Below are 19280 nucleotides of genomic sequence, written 5' to 3' on the forward strand. Positions count from 1 at the left end.
GCTGATACAACCATTATTTTTGTGCCGCCGGCTTTTGCTGCTGATGCAATTATGGAAGCTGCCGATGCTGGTATCAAAGTGATTATCGCCATCACAGAAGGAATTCCTGTGGCTGACATGATTAAAGCAAATAATTATATTAAAAATAGAGACTGTAGATTAGTAGGTCCAAACTGTCCGGGGGTAATTACACCAGGTGAAGCAAAAGTTGGTATCATGCCAGGTTTTGTTTTCAAAAAAGGAACAGTAGGAATTGTTTCTAAATCAGGAACTTTGACTTATGAAGCTGCTGACCAAGTAGTAAAACAAGGATTGGGAATCACCACTGCCATTGGTATTGGTGGAGATCCAATCATTGGAACAACCACAAAAGAGGCCATCGAATTATTCATGAACGATCCAGAAACGGAATGTATCGTGATGATTGGTGAAATTGGAGGTCAACTAGAAGCTGATGCTGCCAAATGGATTAAAGCCGATGGAAACCGCAAACCAGTTATTGGATTCATTGCTGGAGAAACTGCTCCAAAAGGAAGAACAATGGGACATGCAGGTGCAATTGTTGGTGGAGCTGATGACACTGCTGAAGCCAAAAAACGCATCATGAGAGAGTGTGGAATTTTCGTGGTTGATTCTCCTGCTGAAATTGGAAAAAAAGTAAAAGAAGTTTTGGGATAATCTAAAACACACAATAAAATCTAATACCTCACGGTTTTCGTGGGGTATTTTATTTAATAATAATAGAAAATAAAATGTATAAAGAATTAAAAAAATTCAAAGTCAAAAATCAGTTTAGTTTTTCAACTGACGATAGTTTAGAGGAAGTGTGCAACGCAACAGAAACAGGAAGCGGAATTTTCCTTGTTTATGCTGTTGATGGCGAAGAAAAAGAATTGATTATGGTAGGTTCTACAGGAACAATACAAAATGACGGAACCCTAAAAAGCAAAAACGGTGGTTTGTTTGACAAAATCGTGAACGGACACCAATTTGCCAAAACAGGAAGAAAATATTCTTGGCCAGCGCAAATGAAATTGGAAAACATCGAAAGATTGGAAGTATATTGGTACGAAACTTTCAACGACAAGAATAAAGTAATTCCAACTTTCCTGGAAGGACAAATTCTACAAAATTTCTTGGATGAAAACGCGAAGTTGCCAAGATGGAATGTGGCTTTTTAGTACAATTTATACCAAAATACAAATGCCCACATATTCGTAGGGCATTTTTTTTGGCACTCACTACATTATTCTTATATTTGAAACACAATAATAAATAAACATATAGCTTAGATATGAAATTACTCGAAGGAAAAGTAGCCATAATAACAGGCGCAAGTCGCGGAATTGGAAAAGGAATCGCCGAAGTTTTTGCTAAAAACGGTGCCAATGTGGCATTTACCTATAGCTCATCTGTCGAATCTGCTTTGGCATTGGAAAATGAATTGAACGCAATGGGCATAAAAGCCAAAGGATACCAATCGAATGCTGCCGATTTCAACGAAGCCCAAACTTTTGTGGATGCTGTTTTGGCCGAATTTGGAACTGTTGATATTTTAATAAACAACGCTGGAATTACCAAAGACAATTTGCTAATGCGCATGTCTGAAGCTGATTTTGACCAAGTTATCAACGTGAATTTGAAATCCGTTTTTAATATGACCAAAGCCATTCAAAAAACATTCTTGAAACAACGCGCGGGTTCCATCATCAATATTAGTTCCGTTGTGGGAGTTTCTGGAAATGCAGGACAAACCAATTATGCAGCTTCAAAAGCGGGTGCTATTGGGTTTACAAAATCTGTGGCGTTAGAATTAGGTTCTCGAAATATTCGTTGCAACGCCATCGCTCCTGGATTTATCGAAACTGAAATGACGGCCAAATTGAGTGAAGATGTAGTAAAAGGATGGAGAGAAGGAATTCCTTTGAAACGTGGCGGAACGACTGAAGATGTTGCCAATGCTTGTCTTTTCTTGGCTTCAGACATGAGTGCTTATGTTACCGGACAAGTATTGAATGTTTGCGGAGGAATGCTTACCTAAAAGAGTTGGCAGTTTTCAGTAATCAGCTGAACACTGAACACTGAATATTGAACACTAAAAAACGATGACAACAAACACGATTCTATTATTATTACTTTCTTTACTAATAGCGGGCGGTTTGTCGTTTTTTCAATATTATTACAAAGCCAAAACCAAGTCGAAAATCAACTTGGTTTTGGCTTTTTTACGTTTTGTATCCATTTTTGGGGTTTTGTTGTTGTTGATTAATCCAATAATAACCCGGAAAACATTGGAAACTATCAAAGTGCCTTTGCCAATTGTTGTCGATAATTCGAGTTCTATTGTTGATTTAAAAGCCAAAGAACTTGTTTTGGAAATATACCAAAAACTGTCCCAAAACAAAGAATTGCAAGAGAAATTTGATATGCAATCCTATCAATTTGACAGCCAGTTGCAACAATCAGCTGAATTTGATTTTAAAGGAAACCAAACGAATCTAGATGAAGTTGCCAAAAACCTGAAAAGCATTTATGGAAATGTCTTTTTTCCAACTATTTTGATTACCGACGGAAACCAAACTTCGGGGAATGATTATGTTTATAGTTTTGATGCAAATAATCCAGTTTACCCTTTGGTGGTTGGTGACACCACCAAGTTTTTGGATTTGAAGATAAACCAATTGAACTTCAATAAATATGCTTTTCACAAGAATAAATTTCCTGTGGAAGTGTTTTTGCAATATTCAGGAAACAAAAAATTAGTTGCCGATTTTAGTATTTCACAAGGAAATTCTATTTTGGTTAAACAAAGCGTTTCGTTTTCTCCATCCAAAAAAGCGGCAATTGTAAACGTTTTGCTGCCCGCCGATAAAGTGGGATTTCAAGTTTTTAAAGCCACGATTTCTTTCAATGAAAAAGAGAAAAACACGTACAATAATGCAAAGAATTTTGTCGTTGAAATCATCGACCAAAAGACAAATGTGGCGATTGTTTCGGCAATAAACCATCCGGATGTTGGAGCTTTGAAACGAGCCGTCGAAGCTAATGCACAACGAAAAGTAACAATAGTTAAACCAAATGATATCAAGTCATTACAAGGGCATTCAATTTTAATTTTATACCAACCAACAACAGAATTCAAGTCGGTTTTTGAGAACAATAAATTAGCCGGAATCAATACTTTTATTATCACGGGAACCAACACCGATTTTAATTTTTTGAACCAACAACAATCCAATTTGGTTTTTAAAATGAGCGGTCAAAATGAAGAGTATTTGGCCGAATTCAATTCGCGCTTCAACCTCTTTGCGATTGATAATTTGGGTTTCGAAAATTTTCCGCCATTGCAAAATGCTTTTGGAACGGTAACCATAAAAGGAAGTGTTTCGACTTTGCTTTCTTCAAAAATTCGAAATATTGAAACCAATTCGCCATTGTTGGCTTTCGCCGAAAATCAAGGAAAACGCTCGGCCTTTTTGTTGGGAGAAAATCTTTGGAAATGGAGAATGCAAAGTCAGGTCGACAATCAATCTTTTGAAAAATTTGATGTTTTCGTGGATAAAATCATCCAATTTTTGACAACAAATGATGCCAAGAAATCATTGGTGGTCAATCACGAAAGTTTCTATAATTCGGGAGAGGCAATTGAAATTTCGACACAGTTTTTTAACAAAAACTACGAATTTGATGAAAAGGCACGTTTGACCATTTCTGTGACCAATGCCAAAACGAATCAAACCAAAAACTACGATTTATTAAAAAGCAATAATTTCTACAAAGTCAATCTTGACGGGCTTTCAGCAGGTACTTACAATTTTTCGGTAAAGGAATTAAATTCAAAAACAATTTATTCGAGTCATTTTGAAATCCTGGATTTTGACATTGAAAAGCAATTTGTAAATCCAGATGTGGAAAAATTAAACCAATTGGCCATGCAAACTCAAGGCAAAGTGCATTATCCAAACCAGGTTGATGGATTAATCAAAACACTTTTGAAAAATGAAAATTACAAAGCCATCCAGAAAGAAATTGTTGCCAAAACTCCTTTGATAGATTGGGTTTGGTTGCTAATTCTGATTGCCTTTTCGCTTGCTGCAGAATGGTTTACGAGAAAATACAATGGAATGTTGTAAATTTATTTATGAAACGTTTTTCTTTTGATCAAATGAAATTTTAAGCGCAAAAAATCATACCATTGCGCAATCAAAAGGCAAAAAGCGGCGATAAAAAGAGTTTTTATTTCCAGAAATTGGTAAATGATTCCTCCAGAAAAACAGCCTATAAAAAAGAAGGTGATGATGGATAATCGCAAGAATATGCTGGTTTTTAATTTTTTTACTTCTTCGGGTTTTTTGTAAAAAAACAACTGGGATAATTCTATTCCCAAATCGGTAAACAAGCCCGTTAAATGAGTTGTTCGAACAGTTGATTTTGAAATATTGGTTACCAATGAATTTTGGATTCCCATTGCCAAAAGCATAAAAAAGGCAGTTAATTTTCCTTCAAAGGTGAAAATACTGGATTGATATCCTAAAAAACCGACACCTATTAAAATTAACATTTCTAACGTGATAGGAATTATATGTGAAAATTCGGAATTTTTTTGGGCTACCAATTCTTCCAAAAAACTCGAAATAAAGGAACCCATTAAAAAGAAAATGGTAAATATAAAAAAGGTAAAAGCTGTGGCATAATCGTGCCTCATAATCTCTTCGGCAAAAAAAGCAAAATGACCCGTTACGTTTGTTGTCAGCGTTTTTAATGCCAAAACTCCCGTTATATTGACTAATCCTGCAACAAATGACAGCAAAGTTGCCAATCTCAAATCATGTGCAAAAGTCCTGTTTTTTCCCTTGTGACGAAACATAATGTTTTTATTTCACGAATTCAAGTCATGAATAAAACCTGAATATGAGTTGTTTGATTTGTACAAAATTACTTTATTTTTGGCTAAACTTTTTATTAATTTAAAAAAATCCACACAGTTTAAATTTTAATCCTCCATAAAATCTCAAACTTAATATTGACTTAAATAACATGATTTTACAATTCAAAATGAAGATTTATGTTCTATTTTTACAATTATTATAGTCCAAACAGGATAGAAGAATGAAGGTTCAAGACTAAATTGCCCTACTTTATTTAAATACATATTGCCACAAAAATGAAAATATTAATTGTAGAAGATGAAGCTGGAATTGTTCAATTTCTCCAACAAGGATTGGAGGAAGAAGGATATGAAATCAGTACTGCCAGTGATGGTTTAATGGCATTTGAATTGACTCAAAAAGAAAATTTTGATTTAATTCTCCTGGATTGGATGTTGCCCAAAATGAACGGTCTTGATGTTTGCAAATCCATAAGAATTAAAGATAAAATTACTCCAATTATTTTCTTGACCGCCAGGGATACGGTGCAAGAAACCATTGAAGGTCTAAAAGCAGGCGCCAATGATTACATTAAAAAACCTTTTAGCTTTGATGAATTATTGGAACGCATCAAAATTCATTTCAGAAATCAAACGGAGCCAGAAATATTAAAACTGGGTGCCATCGAAATTTATGTTGCAAAGCATCTTGTCATTGTCGAAGGAAACGAAGTCAGCCTGACCCAACGCGAATTCGAATTGCTGTGTTATTTGGTTCGAAACAAAGGGAAAGTATGTTCAAGAACACAAATAATAGAGGATGTTTGGGACATTCATTTTGATTATGATACCGGAGTTATTGATGTTTTCATGAATGCCATTCGCAAGAAACTCAACTTGAAAATTGAAGAAAATTATATACGAACCATTCGAGGAGTAGGATATATTGCCAATGATTAATTAAATATGCGACCATTTTCTTTTAAAAATAGAATAGCGTTTTACTATATTATCACTACAGGATTATTGATTTCCGTGGTGTTTTTTTCTATATATTCCATCGTGAAAATCAGTGTTTATAGCCATATAAACGATGACATCAAGAGTGAAGTGAACAAACATTTGACTGAAGTTGAAATCAAAGAAAATCATATTGGCCTGATTCACGATGACGAATGGAGGGAGCGCGAACATAATTCCGTTGCCGTAAATCCAGTTTTTATACAATTCTATGATGAAAAAGGACATCTTGCCGAAAAATCTCCAAACCTAAAAATATATACTTTAAATTTTAATCGAAATATTGGTGATAATGAATTTTTTGACACCAAATTAGTCAACAAATCCATTAGACAGATTCAAGTGCCCATATTTCAAAATGATGTCAAGAAAGGCTATTTGTTGGTCGCAATGTCATTGGAAGATGCTAAAATGGTACTTCATAATTTATTTCAAATTTTAATTTTTTCTTATCCATTAATTTTATTAGTGCTTTTTGTAATCGCAAGATTAATTGCAGGAAGGAGTATTAAACCCATAAATTCCATTATAAAAACATCAAATATCATTACAAAAGACAATTTAAAATCCCGAATTCCATTGCCTCAAAATCGGGACGAGCTTTACACACTTTCCCAAACCATAAATAACTTACTGGATAGAATTGAAAATACTATCGAAAGAGAAAAACAATTTACTTCCGATGCCTCTCACGAATTGAGAACTCCGCTAACGGTTATCAAGGGAACGCTGGAAGTTTTGATTCGGAAACCAAGAAATCAAGATGAATATCAGGAAAAAATCAATTTTTGCGTCTCCGAAGTCAATCGCTTGAACCATTTGGTCGACCAGTTGCTTTTGTTGGCCCGATTTGAAAACCAAAATAAAAGTTTGAAAATTGAAAAAGTATGTTTGAATGCCATAATTTTAGACACTATTTCGCGCTATTCTAGTAGTATTCAAGCTAAAAAAATTCAAATTATAACAGATTTTACCAAAGAATATTATGTGGAAAATGATGCTTATTTATTATCCATCATTATTAATAATTTGGTTTCAAATGCCTTAAAATATTCCAATGAAAATGCCAATTTGAATATTGTCCTAACCGATGAAAATAAAAATATTGAATGCCTCATAATCGATTCGGGAATAGGAATACCAGCCGAAGATTTGCAAAAAATATTCAACCAATTCTACCGCTCAAAAACAATAGAACTTACCGGAATTAAAGGAAGTGGATTGGGCTTGTCCATCGTGAAGCGACTCTGTGCTTTACTGCACATTGACATAAAAATCACGAGCAAAGAAAACATTGGAACCACGGTGTTTTTAAGTTTCCAATAAGCATATCTTAAGGCGTTCTTAAGTATTTCATTTTATATTTCTAAATACCTTTGTATTATAAAAATATAGGAAAATATGCTCGAGAAAATAATCGCATTTAGCTTACGGAACAAACTAATTATTTTACTGTTCACTCTATTGGTCATTGGGTTTGGACTTTTTTCCATTACCCAAATTTCCATTGGTGCTGTTCCTGACGTGACCAATAACCAAGTTCAGGTCATCACGACTTCCCGCAATCTTTCCACGCAAGATATTGAACAATTCATCACCTATCCTGTCGAAATTGAAATGGCCAATTTGCCTGGGGTCAAAGAGATTCGTTCCATTTCAAAATTCGGACTTTCAGTGGTGACAATAGTGTTTGATGATGATTTGGGAACTTATCTTCCAAGACAACTTATTGCCGAGAAAATCAAAACTGCTTCCGAAAAAATTCCTCAAGGCTTTGGAACTCCCGAAATGGGACCAATAACAACCGGTTTGGGCGAGATTTACCAATATACACTGGAAGTAAAACCCGAATTCAAATCCCAATATTCCGTCACCGATTTAAGAACGATGCAGGATTGGGTGGTGAAACGACAACTGTCCGGTATCAAAGGCGTTGTAGAGATAAATACTTGGGGTGGCTATCTCAAACAATATGAAATCGCGATTGTTCCTTCCAGTTTAAAAGCAATGAACATCACGACATTGGACGTGTTCAATGCTTTGGAAAAAAACAACAGTATTGCCGGTGGTGCTTACATCGAAAAAACAAATCAAAGCTATTTCATTCGTGCCGAAGGAAAGGTAAAATCCATTCAAGATATCGAGAATATTGTGGTCAAAAACACGAATGGTTTACCCGTTTATGTTAAAAATGTGGCACAAGTTCGCTATGGAAATGCCAATCGTTTTGGAGCCATAACTGGCAATGGCGAAGGCGAAAAAGTATTGGGACAAGTGATGATGCTCAAAGGAGGAAACTCCAAACAAGTGATTAATGACGTGAAAAACAGGGTTGCCGAAATTCAAAAACGTTTACCACAAGGCGTTTACATCAACGGCTTTTTGGAACGAAGTGAATTGGTGGGAAAAACCACTTTTACCGTAGCCGAAAACTTGATTCTAGGCTGCTTGATCGTGATTTTTGTCGTGGTTTTATTGTTGGGCAATTGGCGTTCGGGTTTGGTGGTCGCTTCAGTAATTCCGTTGTGTTTGCTTTTTGCCATTTCATTGATGAATGTTTTTGGAATCGATGCCAACTTGATGAGTTTGGGCGCCATCGATTTTGGGATTATCATTGACGGAGCCGTAATTATAGTCGAGTTTATTGCCTTTCAAATTGCACACAAATCAAAAGGTTTGGAGATTTTGACAAAAGAAGACCGCCAAATAGAAATTGACCAAATTACGTATAAAAGCGCTTCAAAAATGATGAATTCAGCCATTTTTGGACAGATGATTATTCTGATTGTTTTTATTCCAATACTTTCATTGACCGGTATTGAAGGCAAAATGTTTAAACCAATGGCGATGACTTTTAGTTTTGCCTTGGTGGGAGCGATGCTGTTTTGTTTCACTTATGTTCCTGTTATTTCCTCATTATTTTTAAAACCAGCGGAAGAAAATCCAAAATCGATATCCAATAGATTAATCCATATAATGCAATCTTGGTATTTACCCGTAATCACTTGGGCTTTGGCCAATACCAAAAAAGTGATGTATGCTGCGGTAGGATTATTATTTATGGCAATGGCCTTGTTTACAACGATGGGAGGAGAGTTTATTCCTACATTGGATGAAGGCGATTTTGTGATTCAACCGGTTTTAAAAACGGGAACATCGCTTTCAAAAACTATTGGTACCACAACAAAAATTGAAAAAATTATCCTCAAAAACTTTCCAGAAGTAGAACAAGTGGTGAGCAGAATTGGTGCTGCCGAAGTGCCAACGGACCCAATGAGTATGGAGGAAAGCGATATTATCGTTAAGTTGAAACCAAAATCTGAATGGGTTTCTGCTTCCAGCAAAGACGAATTGGCCGATAAAATAAAAGCAGCCATCGAGAAACAAATTCCCAATATGGATATCGAGTTTACACAACCCATAGAAATGCGTTTCAACGAATTAATATCGGGAACGCGTTCAGATGTGGCCGTGAAGATTTTTGGTGAAGATTTGAATGTTTTGGCACAAAAAGCCAAAGAAATCAAAGCAGCCATTGAAAATATTGAAGGTGCATCGGATGTCATTATCGAAAAAACGGAAGGCTTGCCACAAATGGCTGTGGCTTATGATCGTTCCAAAATTGCTCGTTATGGCTTGAATATTGCCGATTTGAATGAAATGATAGCCCTTGGTTTTGCCGGAAAAACGGTTGGAAATGTTTTCCAAGGCGAAAAACGCTTTGATATGGTCATTCGATTGGACAAAACCAATCGCAGAGACATTGAAGATTTGCGAAATTTGTACGTTTCGGTTCCCAATGGACAACAAATTCCATTGAGTGAATTGGCCAGCATCGAATACACGGAAGGGCCAGCAAAAATTTCGAGAGACAACACCAATCGCAGAATTGTGGTAGGAATCAACGTTAGAAACCGAGATTTGCAAAGCGTTGTTCTTGATATTCAAAACATTGTGGAAAACAAAATTAAACTGCCTGTGGGCTACACGGTAAGTTATGGTGGACAATTTGAAAACCTTCAAAGTGCCAAAGCACGATTGGCCATTGCTGTTCCAATTGCCTTGTTCTTGATTTTTGTTTTGTTGTATTTTGCCTTTGGCAGCATTAAAGAAGCCTTGATGGTGTATTCTGCCATTCCACTTTCGGCAGTGGGAGGCGTACTGTTTTTATGGTTGCGCGATTTGCCTTTCAGTATCTCGGCAGGTGTTGGTTTTATTGCGCTTTTCGGAATCGCGGTGCTCAACGGGATTGTACTTATAGAACATTTTAAAGAATTAAAACACAGCGGAATGGAAGATATGGACGAATTAATTTTGAAAGGAACCACGGATAGATTGCGTCCTGTAATTTTGACTGCCGCGGCAGCCGCATTGGGATTTTTGCCTATGGCTATTTCTTCGTCGGCAGGAGCAGAGGTGCAACGTCCGTTGGCAACGGTGGTTATCGGCGGGTTGTTTACCGCAACAATCTTGACAATGGTCGTTTTGCCTATTTTGTATAAAGTTTTTGATAAAAAAGAATTCAGGAAAGCCAAATTCAAAATTCACAAGAACAAAACTTACCTACTTTTTGGGTTGTTGTTTTCTTCTTTTGCTTTTTCTCAAAATACAAACTCGGTTTCCAATGATAGCGAATTAAATGGTTTGATTGCCAAAGCCTTGGAAAATAGCAACGGATTAAAAGCGGCACAATTGCAAGTCGATAAAACAAAAGCGAACATCAATAATGCGTATTCTTTTGATAAAACCAATATTTATTACAGCTATGACCAAAATAATTTGGCGGTAAATAACCAACCCTTAAAGGTTTTTGGAATCCAACAGCGTTTTGCTTTTCCAACTGTTTATGGTGCTCAAAAAAATGTCAATATTGCTGAATACGAGAAAGAAAAAACCAGTTTTGAAATTCAGAAAAACAAATTGACTTTTAGTGTTTCCAATGCTTATCATTATATCGTGTATTTGCAAAATCAGGAAAAATTGTATCGCTATTTAGACAGTTTGTACCAAAATTTTTCCAAAGCCAGCGACAGAAAATTCGAATTGGGAGAAACTAATTATCTCGAAAAGATTACGGCTCAAGCCAAATTCAGAAAGATAAGTACCACGCTTTCGCAGCTAGAAAACGACAAAAAAGCACAATATGAAATCTTGCAATCCTTGGTTCAATCTGAAGAAAAAATCGTGATAAACAACAATCAAATCGAACCAATTTTTAAAGTAACTAATGAAGAAAGTAAATTGTTGTATTCTTCTTATTTGGAAAGTGTTACCAAAAATTATAAAAACCAAATTAGTTTGCAAAAACAGCATTGGTTGCCCGATTTAAACCTGGATTATTTCCAAGGAAAAAATAGTGGATTATCGCAATCCTTGTATGGTTTTCAGGTTGGAGTTGGAATTCCTTTGTTCTATTTTGGCAACAAAGCCAAGTCGAAAGTAGCCCAATTGGAATTGCAATCTTGGGAACAACAAAAGCAAAACGAAGAGCAAAAAATTGATAAATACATCAGCCAAAAAATAAATGAATTGGCCAAATACCAGGAAGCCATCAATTATTACAATCAATACGGAAAAAAACTGTCGGAAGAAATCATCAAAGTAGGGAATAGAAGCTACAAACAAGGAGAAATAGACTTCTTTCAATACATTCAAAGCTTGGAAAACGCAACAGCCATTCAAGTCGATTATTTGGACAATGTATTGCAATTCAATAAAACCCAATTAGATTTACAATATCTTAATTTTTAATATGTTACCAATGAAAAAAATCATATGCACCCTCATCATAACTTCGCTTTTGTTTTCTTGTAAAGACGCTAAAACAGAAGAACCAACAGAGAAAGATAACGGCTTAATTACGGTTACGGAAGCCCAGTTTCAATCGTCGGGAATGGAAATTGCAAGTCCCGTTGAACAGGATTTTGATGTGACCATAAACACTTCCGGAAAAATTGACGTTCCTCCTCAAAACCGGGCTCAAGTGACTTCGTTTATTGGAGGATATGTAAAATCGACTAAACTTTTGGTTGGCGATAAAGTGACTAAAGGTCAAGCGCTTTTAACTTTAGAAAACACGGAATACCTTGATATTCAAAAGGATTATCTTGAAGTTGCCGAACAAATTAAATACTTGAAATCGGAATTCGAAAGACAGAAAACACTTTACGACGAGAAAATTACCTCCCAAAAGAATTACTTCAAAGCCGAAAGCGATTACAAAAGAACCCTAGGAATGTATCAAAGTTTGAGGTCTAAATTATTGCTGTTAAACATCAATCCAAGTAATGTGGAGAAGGGGAAATTGACTTCGATTGTTACCATTTATGCCCCAATTACGGGAGATATTGTCATTATGAATGCCAATGTTGGAATGCCTGTTGCGCCCTCGGACGTGATTTTGGAAATCGTTGATACGAATCATTTGCACCTAGAATTAGCAGTTTTTGAAAAAGATATTTTAAAGGTTAAAATGGGTCAAAAAATTAGTTTTACCGTGCCGGAAGCCACCAAAGAAGTCTTTGATGCCGAAGTACATCTGGTTGGAAAATCAATTGAAGGAAATGACAGAACCATCAATGTTCACGGACATTTGGACGATAACATCAAGCAAAAATTACTCACGGGAATGTTTGTGGAAGCCAAGATCAAGATCAATTCGAAAAAAGGTTTGTCCATTCCTATAGATGCCTTGATTTCAGATAATAACAAAAATTTCGTACTTTTATTGGACAATAATAAAAACAATACTTATTCCTTCAAAAAAGTGGCAGTAACCGTGGGTGAAAAGTCTGAAAATGAGGTTGAAATCATACCCGACAACCAAGTTAATGCTTCCTCAAAAATACTGGTTAAAGGCGTTTTTGATTTGGCGAATTAAAACTTACAATTATGGATTTAAATAAACTAAAAGGACAATTGCAAACCGAAGTTGATACGGCATTTTTATACGAAAGTATAGCCAAAATTCAATCGGATGAAAATTTGGCTCGTGTTTTACAAGGTTTAGCCAAAATTGAAAAGGGACATGCCAAACACATGTTCGACAAAGTCAGGGAAATTAGCCCCAATTATGGTATGCCTTTGCCCTCTTCCAGAGCTAAATTTCAATTGAAATTAGGGAAACTTTTTGGATATAGTTCCATCATTAGCAGTTTGTCGAATGTGGAAAAACAATTTGCCGTAAACGCCATCAAAAACAAAATCGAAAAAGGGGAGAAGCCTAACGGTTTCGAACACAATCACCTCAATATCATTGAAGCGGTCAACAATAACGCGGCATTGAATGTTTCGGGAGGATTGTTGTCCAAATTCGAAAGTCGCCATAAATCCGTTGGAGGAAATGCGTTGCGAGCGGCTGTTTTGGGTTCGAATGACGGACTGGTTTCCAACATGAGTTTGGTTATGGGAGTTGCCGGAGCGGCAGTTTCGAATGATACTATTTTATTGACCGGAATTGCGGGTCTCATGGCTGGAGCCATTTCGATGGCTTTGGGCGAATGGCTTTCGGTACAAAGTTCCCGAGAATTGAACCAAAGACAGATTGATTTAGAAACCGAAGAATTGGCAGCTTCGCCAGAGGAAGAGAAAAAAGAATTGGTCTTGTTGTACCAAGCCAAAGGAATGAATGCTGTTGAAGCACAAAAATTAGCCGAAAAAGCATTCGAGAATCCCGATACCGCAATTGATGCGATAATTACCGAAGAATTGGGAATCGACAAAGAAGAATTGGGAGGTTCCGCCTGGGAAGCCGCGATTGCTTCTTTCATCCTGTTTGCCATTGGAGCGATTATTCCGTTGTATCCTTTTATGATTTTGGACGGAAAAAATGCCATTTATTTGAGTATTGCGAGCAGTGTTGTGGGACTTTTTGGCATTGGCGCAGCCATCACTTTATTGACGGGAAAAAGTATTTTGTTTTCAGGAATGCGTCAAGTGGCTTTCGGATTGGCGGCAGCAGCGGTGACTTATGGAATAGGAACATTGATAGGTGTTTCATTGGCCGGATAAATTGAAATTTTAACTATAAATAAATATTATGAACGACGCACATTTGCACATGGTAGTAAACCATTTTCCTATTATCGGGACGATTTTAGGGTTAGGAATTTTGATTACGGGAATAATTTTAAAAAATAATTCGGTAAAAAATACCGCTTATTTTTTATTTGTTGTTGCAGCGATTTTTGCCGCATTTAGTATGGGAACTGGCGAAGGAGCAGAAGAATTGGTTGAAGATATGCCTTCTGTAGGCAAACAAATTATCCACGAACACGAAGAAATGGCCGAGAAATTGGCTGTTGTTTTATATGTTTTGGGAGTAATTTCTCTTGGAGGTTTGTTTTTGAATTATAAAAATAATTCCAAAGCGAAATTGGTTTCTTATCTAACCGTTGTTGTGGCGTTCGTTGGCGTATTTTTTGCCCAACAAACAGGAACTACAGGCGGTGAAATTCGTCACACGGAAATTAGGTCAACTGCCGTGCAAACATCGGGTGCAGAGCAAAATGCCGCTACAGGTGAACAAGGAGAAGACAACGATTGATTTTTAATTTTTATTAAAAATCAATTGGTTAAACCCAAAACTGGTATTATGAATTTCAATATTTGCTAATACTTGTTTTGGGTTTTTTTATCCAAAAATATTCAAAATGAAAAATAGCATAATTTTAAAAGATGTTTTTCCCTTTATTATTTGGTTTTCCAGTATGATTTTTAGCGCTATCATATTGGATTTTATTCTTCACTATTTTGACATTGTTTTCATAGGACGTTATCTAGGTTATTTGGGAACTTTTATCATAATAATTTCGTTTGCATATTCCTTGAAAAAAAGAAAAAAGATACGCTATGGAACTCCAAAAAAATTGTTGGATTATCATGAATATCTTGCATTGGCAGGTTCGATAATGCTATTGGTTCATGCTGGAATCCACATTCATTCCATTTTGCCTTGGTTGGCTATCTTGATGTTGATAATCAATGTCGCCAGTGGCTTGATTGGCAAATACATTCTACAACAAGCCAATCAGACAATGAAAAATCGTAAAATAAAATTGAAAGATTCCGGTTTGTCCGATGATGAGATTACAAAAAAGATTTTTTGGGACACAATCACGGTGGATAACATGAAAAAATGGAGAAAAATCCATCTGCCCATAACTTATTTTTTAGGCTTGTTTTCATTGCTTCATATTCTGTCTGTAATACTTTTTAACTGATGAAAACAAAACATGTTTTTTTGGTTATAACATTGGCAATCATCGTAATCGTTATCGTTTTTCCACACGAAATGTTGTCGCCGGGTAATTTATATCAAGCCCATTCCGATTTGAATAATGACTGTTTTTCCTGTCATAAAGTATTTTCGGGAACGCCAAACGAAAACTGTGTTTCTTGCCACAAAGTTTCCGAAATTGGTCTGAAAAACAATAAAAAAGGTGATGGCACTTCTATTAACGACAAGATTTTATTTCACAAAAATCTTCAAAATCAAGATTGTATTTCTTGTCATTCGGATCACAAAGGACTGGATTCAAAACTGTCTTTAAAGAAATTTAATCATGTTTTATTGGATGAAACCAATAGAAATAATTGCATTAGCTGTCATTCTCAACCCAAAAATGAACTTCACGGCCAGGTCACAAATTCTTGTGTAAGCTGTCATTCAACTACAAACTGGACTTCGACAACTTTGTTTAATCATGCTGAAATAAAAGAATCCATTGGAAATAATTGTTTGGCTTGCCATCAAAGTCCAAAAGATAATTATCACGCTAGTGCCACAAACAATTGCATTTCCTGTCACAGTATAAAACAATGGAAGCCTTCAACATTCAATCATGACAGTGCTTTTCTTTTAGATAAAAATCATGCTGCCGACTGCATAACCTGTCATGCAAATAATAATTTTAAAACCTATACTTGTTTCGGATGTCACGAACATTCGATGAACAATATTAGGACCGAGCATCTTGAAGAAGGTATTTCTAACTTTGATGATTGCGTAAAATGCCATAAAAGCGGCAATGAAGATGATATTAGAATGGATGAAAATGGAGTGAGGAATTACATAAACAAAGAATTAAAAAAGAAAAATAACGAAAGCGAAGGAGAGGATGATTAATTTGATTGCGTTCGAATTTTAGTAAAAAAAGAAAGTCTCACAATTTGCGGGACTTTCTTTTGATATATTTAATATCATCAACTTGTAAAAAGCAAAATAAGCAATTGTGCGACCAAAATCCTGCTGATGGTTACCAATGGATAAACCGTGGCGTAAGATTGGTTGGGAATGTCTGAATCCAAGTATTTGGTGCTAAAAGCCAAGGCAGCAGGATCAGTGTATGAACCGCTCATGATACCCACCATTTGATAAAAATTGAGTTTAAACACAAATCGGCTGATTAATACCAATATAGTCAATGGAATAAAAGTGATGTAACAGCCGTAGTAAATCCACATCATTCCGTTATTTGCGATAAAATTATCATAGAAACCGTGACCGGCCTTGATACCCACGGCGGCAAAGAACAAACAAATTCCGAAATCCTTCATAAAGTGAATCGCACCGTTGTTGATGTAAGAATGAATAACTCCAACACCACCATATCTACTGATGAATAATGCTGCCAAGAGCGGTCCTGCGGCCAATCCTAATTTTAATGGAACAGGCAAAGACGGAATCAAGATAGGAATGGAGCCAATGATAACTCCAAAAATTAATCCGCCAAAAAGGGAAAGGAAATCTGGCTCCAAAAGTATTTTTTTTGAATTACCAATAATTTTTTCGGCCTCGTGAATGGCATGTTTGTCGCCAACGACCATTAAAGTATCACCATAATAAAGTTCCAAAGAAGGTTGTGCCAAAATTTCTAATCCAGAACGGATGACACGGGTAACTCTCACGTCATATTGATTGTACAAATCCAGTTGTGCCAATGTTTTATGAGTGGCAGTTTTCTTGGTAACGCTAAGGATTTTTGTGGTTACATCATCTTCGGATTCGATAAACAAATCGGTAGACACTTTTCCAACAATGTTTATGAATGCATCAATATCTTTTTGTTTGGCCACAACCATCAAAACGTCTTTCTCTTTGATGATTGATTCTATGGAAGGAGAATAAACCACTTTTGTTCCGCTTTGTTTTTGTCTGGAAATAATGACATTCTCAATGTGGAATTCCTTGAATACTTGCTTGATAGTTTTTCCAATGACTTCAGGCTTGGTCACCCTACATTTTTGACGAACGATTTTGTTTTCAGAATCCTTGTTTTTTTCATTCAGCATGACGGCTTCTTTTGACAAATCAATTCTCAAAAAGTTTTTGGCCAATATTATGATAAGAATAATACCGAAAACCCCAACAGGATAAGTGATGGCATAAGCAATGGCTGGATCCGAAAAGTGGTCGGAAGGAAGATTCAATTGTTTTTGAATTTCAATAAGTGTTGATTTTGCAGCTCCCAATCCTGGCGTATTGGTAACCGACCCCGACATTAATCCAACAGCATTTTCAATTTTGACATTGGCCAACAAGTGGATTAAATACGTAATAATTCCGCCTAAAAACACGGTTCCAACTCCCAAGGCATTAAAAATTAATCCTTCCTTTTTAAAAGAAGAAAAGAAGGAAGGCCCTACTTGAATACCGATACCATAAACAAAGAGGATTAAACCAAACTCTCGCACGAATTGAATCAATTCCGCATCCATGCTGTAGCCTAGATGACCTAAAAAAAGACCCACGAACATTACGGCGGAAACGCCCAATGAAACACTTCCTATTTTGATTTTTCCAACAAAAAAACCGACACTGATAGCCAAGAATAATACAATTAGTGCTTGTGTCATTTCCGGCTCATCGGTCGGAGTAAATAATATTTTAAACCATTCTAACATAGAGTAAAAATTTAATTGTTATTAATTATTTGAGTATAAAAATATAAAAACTTTTTAGGTATTTTTTTTGAATAATTTTAAAATGAGTACATTCAAATCTTTCCCTTTTACGGTGTATGATTTGAACACAATAATGGGGAACGCAACTCCAAATGCCAGTGCAAAAAGAATAAACACGGTGCTGATGCCATAAGAAAAAGTCTGGATGACTTCTTCAACAGAGGGTTTCTGGCCTTTGTCATTACTAATCCAGTCAATCATTCCCATCATAAATTCATAACTAATCAAACCGGGAATCATGTTGATGACGGCAGGAATCATGAAAATAATAGGCGGGGTGTGCGTTCTATGTGCAAAATACATTCCTGAAATTCCCACAAATGACGAAGCTATAAATATTGACAAAATAAGATTCATTTCTAATTCTTGAAACAAAAGAAATTTTATCAAATAACCCACAGCGCCCAGCAAAAAGACTGTCCACAAAGCTCTTTTTGGCGTGTTGAACATAAGAGCAAATCCCAATGAGGTGATTCCTCCAAAGATGAGTTTTGAAGTTTCTATACCTAAACCTACTGGTACAAATGCTTCTTTTACACTGGTTTGCAATTGCGATAAATCAAAAAGATTCAGCTTATTCATGATGGGCAAATCAAAAATCATCGCCGATGTAAAAAAACCAAAAGCAATCATCAAAACAATCATCAAACTATAAATAAAACGAGCTGTACCCGATTCGAAATAACCCTCAAGATAATCAATAAACGAATTGATCATTACTGCACCCGGAATAAGATATAAAACCGATACAACTAAAGCTTCCTTTACTTGAATATTGAAAAATATGCCTGAAAAATGTATGATTAAGGTAGAAATGGTAGCACCAATAAAAAAAGCAAATATGTGATTATGATGTTTTAACATCAAAGTTCTTCGGGCAAAATAGCCGCACAAAGTAGAAATATAAACAATTAGGGATTGCAACCAATCGCCATCAAACAACATGCAAAGAGCCACACTGGCGAAGGGAGCCAAAACATATAATTGAAGATTTGAATAAACCGTTTTTTTCTTTATTTTTTTAAGGATAGATTTTATTTCGGAAATCGAAATTTTGTTTTCTAAAACATCCCACGACAATATGCTGATCTCTGAAATAGTTTCAAAATTCAGCCCTTTGGCTTTAACGGTCCGGGCAAGAGTATGTGCCTTTAATTTATTTTCTTTGTATACAGATATTACAATCCCGGTGTAGGTCAAAACCAATTCGCAATGATATCCTAAACCTTTGGCGATTCTTTCCAGATTTCGAATAATTCGGGCTGTATGGGCGCCACTAGTGATCATCATTTCACCAATTTCAGTAAGCAAATTTAATACAGTTTGTGCCTTTCTTTCTTCAATCATTTCGTGAGATTTTATCTATATATTATGATGGCAAAACAAGATTTTTAAACTAATTGCATAATAATTGTTAGATTTATTTATA

General features: G+C 35.8%; 15 protein-coding genes. 12 read left to right on the forward strand and 3 right to left on the reverse strand.

The window, feature by feature from the left end:
* The 4 genes from C0430_RS03255 to C0430_RS03270 all read left to right on the forward strand — a co-directional run.
* Positions 1-678, forward strand: a 678-nt coding sequence (locus C0430_RS03255; protein ID WP_290865431.1) for a succinate--CoA ligase subunit alpha, incomplete at its 5' end; no start/stop codon positions are given.
* A 74-nt stretch (positions 679-752) separates the two neighbouring features.
* Complete coding sequence (locus C0430_RS03260) at positions 753-1181, forward strand: hypothetical protein (protein WP_290865433.1); 429 nt, start codon at positions 753-755, stop codon at positions 1179-1181.
* Between the two features lie 113 nt (positions 1182-1294).
* A complete protein-coding gene (gene fabG / locus C0430_RS03265) occupies positions 1295-2041 on the forward strand; it encodes a 3-oxoacyl-[acyl-carrier-protein] reductase (RefSeq protein ID WP_290865435.1) in 747 nt (248 codons plus the stop codon).
* Between the two features lie 64 nt (positions 2042-2105).
* A complete protein-coding gene (locus C0430_RS03270; protein ID WP_290865437.1) occupies positions 2106-4133 on the forward strand; it encodes a hypothetical protein in 2028 nt (675 codons plus the stop codon).
* Between the two features lie 2 nt (positions 4134-4135).
* On the opposite strand, the gene C0430_RS03275 is transcribed toward C0430_RS03270, so the two are convergent.
* Positions 4136-4867, reverse strand: coding sequence for a YoaK family protein (locus tag C0430_RS03275; RefSeq protein ID WP_290865439.1), 732 nt, complete (start codon positions 4865-4867; stop codon positions 4136-4138).
* A 297-nt stretch (positions 4868-5164) separates the two neighbouring features.
* Between C0430_RS03275 and C0430_RS03280 the strand changes: the two genes are divergently transcribed.
* From C0430_RS03280 to C0430_RS03315, 8 genes are all read left to right on the forward strand, one after another.
* Entirely contained in the window at positions 5165-5827 is a 663-nt protein-coding gene (locus C0430_RS03280; protein WP_290865441.1) for a response regulator transcription factor, read from the forward strand.
* Positions 5828-5833: 6 nt separating this feature from the next.
* Positions 5834-7213, forward strand: coding sequence for a HAMP domain-containing sensor histidine kinase (locus C0430_RS03285; protein WP_290865443.1), 1380 nt, complete (start codon positions 5834-5836; stop codon positions 7211-7213).
* Between the two features lie 75 nt (positions 7214-7288).
* Positions 7289-11638, forward strand: coding sequence for a CusA/CzcA family heavy metal efflux RND transporter (locus C0430_RS03290; RefSeq protein WP_290865445.1), 4350 nt, complete (start codon positions 7289-7291; stop codon positions 11636-11638).
* A gap of 10 nt (positions 11639-11648) precedes the next feature.
* Complete coding sequence (locus C0430_RS03295) at positions 11649-12767, forward strand: efflux RND transporter periplasmic adaptor subunit (protein ID WP_290865447.1); 1119 nt, start codon at positions 11649-11651, stop codon at positions 12765-12767.
* Between the two features lie 11 nt (positions 12768-12778).
* Positions 12779-13897 (forward strand): VIT1/CCC1 transporter family protein, encoded by a 1119-nt coding sequence (locus tag C0430_RS03300; RefSeq protein WP_290865449.1) that lies wholly within the window; start codon positions 12779-12781, stop codon positions 13895-13897.
* A gap of 28 nt (positions 13898-13925) precedes the next feature.
* Complete coding sequence (locus tag C0430_RS03305; protein ID WP_290865451.1) at positions 13926-14432, forward strand: hypothetical protein; 507 nt, start codon at positions 13926-13928, stop codon at positions 14430-14432.
* Positions 14433-14538: 106 nt separating this feature from the next.
* Positions 14539-15108 carry a hypothetical protein gene (locus C0430_RS03310; protein WP_290865453.1) on the forward strand — a complete coding sequence of 190 codons (570 nt, stop codon included), beginning with the start codon at positions 14539-14541 and terminating at the stop codon, positions 15106-15108.
* The gene (locus tag C0430_RS03315; RefSeq protein ID WP_290865455.1) at positions 15108-16013 is read left to right on the forward strand and encodes a cytochrome c3 family protein; all 906 of its coding nucleotides are present in this window, start codon (positions 15108-15110) and stop codon (positions 16011-16013) included. The genes C0430_RS03310 and C0430_RS03315 overlap by 1 nt, the downstream gene beginning before the upstream one ends.
* A gap of 77 nt (positions 16014-16090) precedes the next feature.
* On the opposite strand, the gene C0430_RS03320 is transcribed toward C0430_RS03315, so the two are convergent.
* Together C0430_RS03320 and C0430_RS03325 are read right to left on the reverse strand one after the other, a co-directional pair.
* Positions 16091-17791 carry a putative transporter gene (locus tag C0430_RS03320; protein WP_290865456.1) on the reverse strand — a complete coding sequence of 567 codons (1701 nt, stop codon included), beginning with the start codon at positions 17789-17791 and terminating at the stop codon, positions 16091-16093.
* Between the two features lie 54 nt (positions 17792-17845).
* Complete coding sequence (locus C0430_RS03325; protein ID WP_290865458.1) at positions 17846-19198, reverse strand: threonine/serine exporter ThrE family protein; 1353 nt, start codon at positions 19196-19198, stop codon at positions 17846-17848.
* Positions 19199-19280: the final 82 nt, after the last annotated feature.

It is taken from the genome of Flavobacterium sp., from assembly GCF_013823965.1.
GTDB lineage: Bacteria > Bacteroidota > Bacteroidia > Flavobacteriales > Flavobacteriaceae > Flavobacterium.

Coding starts and splice junctions, on each gene's coding strand:
- C0430_RS03295 (WP_290865447.1), top strand. CDS start 11,649: ATGAAAAAAATCATATGCACCCTCATCATAACTTCGCTTTTGTTTTCT.
- C0430_RS03320 (WP_290865456.1), bottom strand. CDS start 17,791: ATGTTAGAATGGTTTAAAATATTATTTACTCCGACCGATGAGCCGGAA.
- C0430_RS03280 (WP_290865441.1), top strand. CDS start 5,165: ATGAAAATATTAATTGTAGAAGATGAAGCTGGAATTGTTCAATTTCTC.
- C0430_RS03275 (WP_290865439.1), bottom strand. CDS start 4,867: ATGTTTCGTCACAAGGGAAAAAACAGGACTTTTGCACATGATTTGAGA.
- fabG (WP_290865435.1), top strand. CDS start 1,295: ATGAAATTACTCGAAGGAAAAGTAGCCATAATAACAGGCGCAAGTCGC.
- C0430_RS03305 (WP_290865451.1), top strand. CDS start 13,926: ATGAACGACGCACATTTGCACATGGTAGTAAACCATTTTCCTATTATC.
- C0430_RS03300 (WP_290865449.1), top strand. CDS start 12,779: ATGGATTTAAATAAACTAAAAGGACAATTGCAAACCGAAGTTGATACG.
- C0430_RS03325 (WP_290865458.1), bottom strand. CDS start 19,198: ATGATTGAAGAAAGAAAGGCACAAACTGTATTAAATTTGCTTACTGAA.
- C0430_RS03310 (WP_290865453.1), top strand. CDS start 14,539: ATGAAAAATAGCATAATTTTAAAAGATGTTTTTCCCTTTATTATTTGG.
- C0430_RS03290 (WP_290865445.1), top strand. CDS start 7,289: ATGCTCGAGAAAATAATCGCATTTAGCTTACGGAACAAACTAATTATT.
- C0430_RS03260 (WP_290865433.1), top strand. CDS start 753: ATGTATAAAGAATTAAAAAAATTCAAAGTCAAAAATCAGTTTAGTTTT.
- C0430_RS03315 (WP_290865455.1), top strand. CDS start 15,108: ATGAAAACAAAACATGTTTTTTTGGTTATAACATTGGCAATCATCGTA.
- C0430_RS03270 (WP_290865437.1), top strand. CDS start 2,106: ATGACAACAAACACGATTCTATTATTATTACTTTCTTTACTAATAGCG.
- C0430_RS03285 (WP_290865443.1), top strand. CDS start 5,834: ATGCGACCATTTTCTTTTAAAAATAGAATAGCGTTTTACTATATTATC.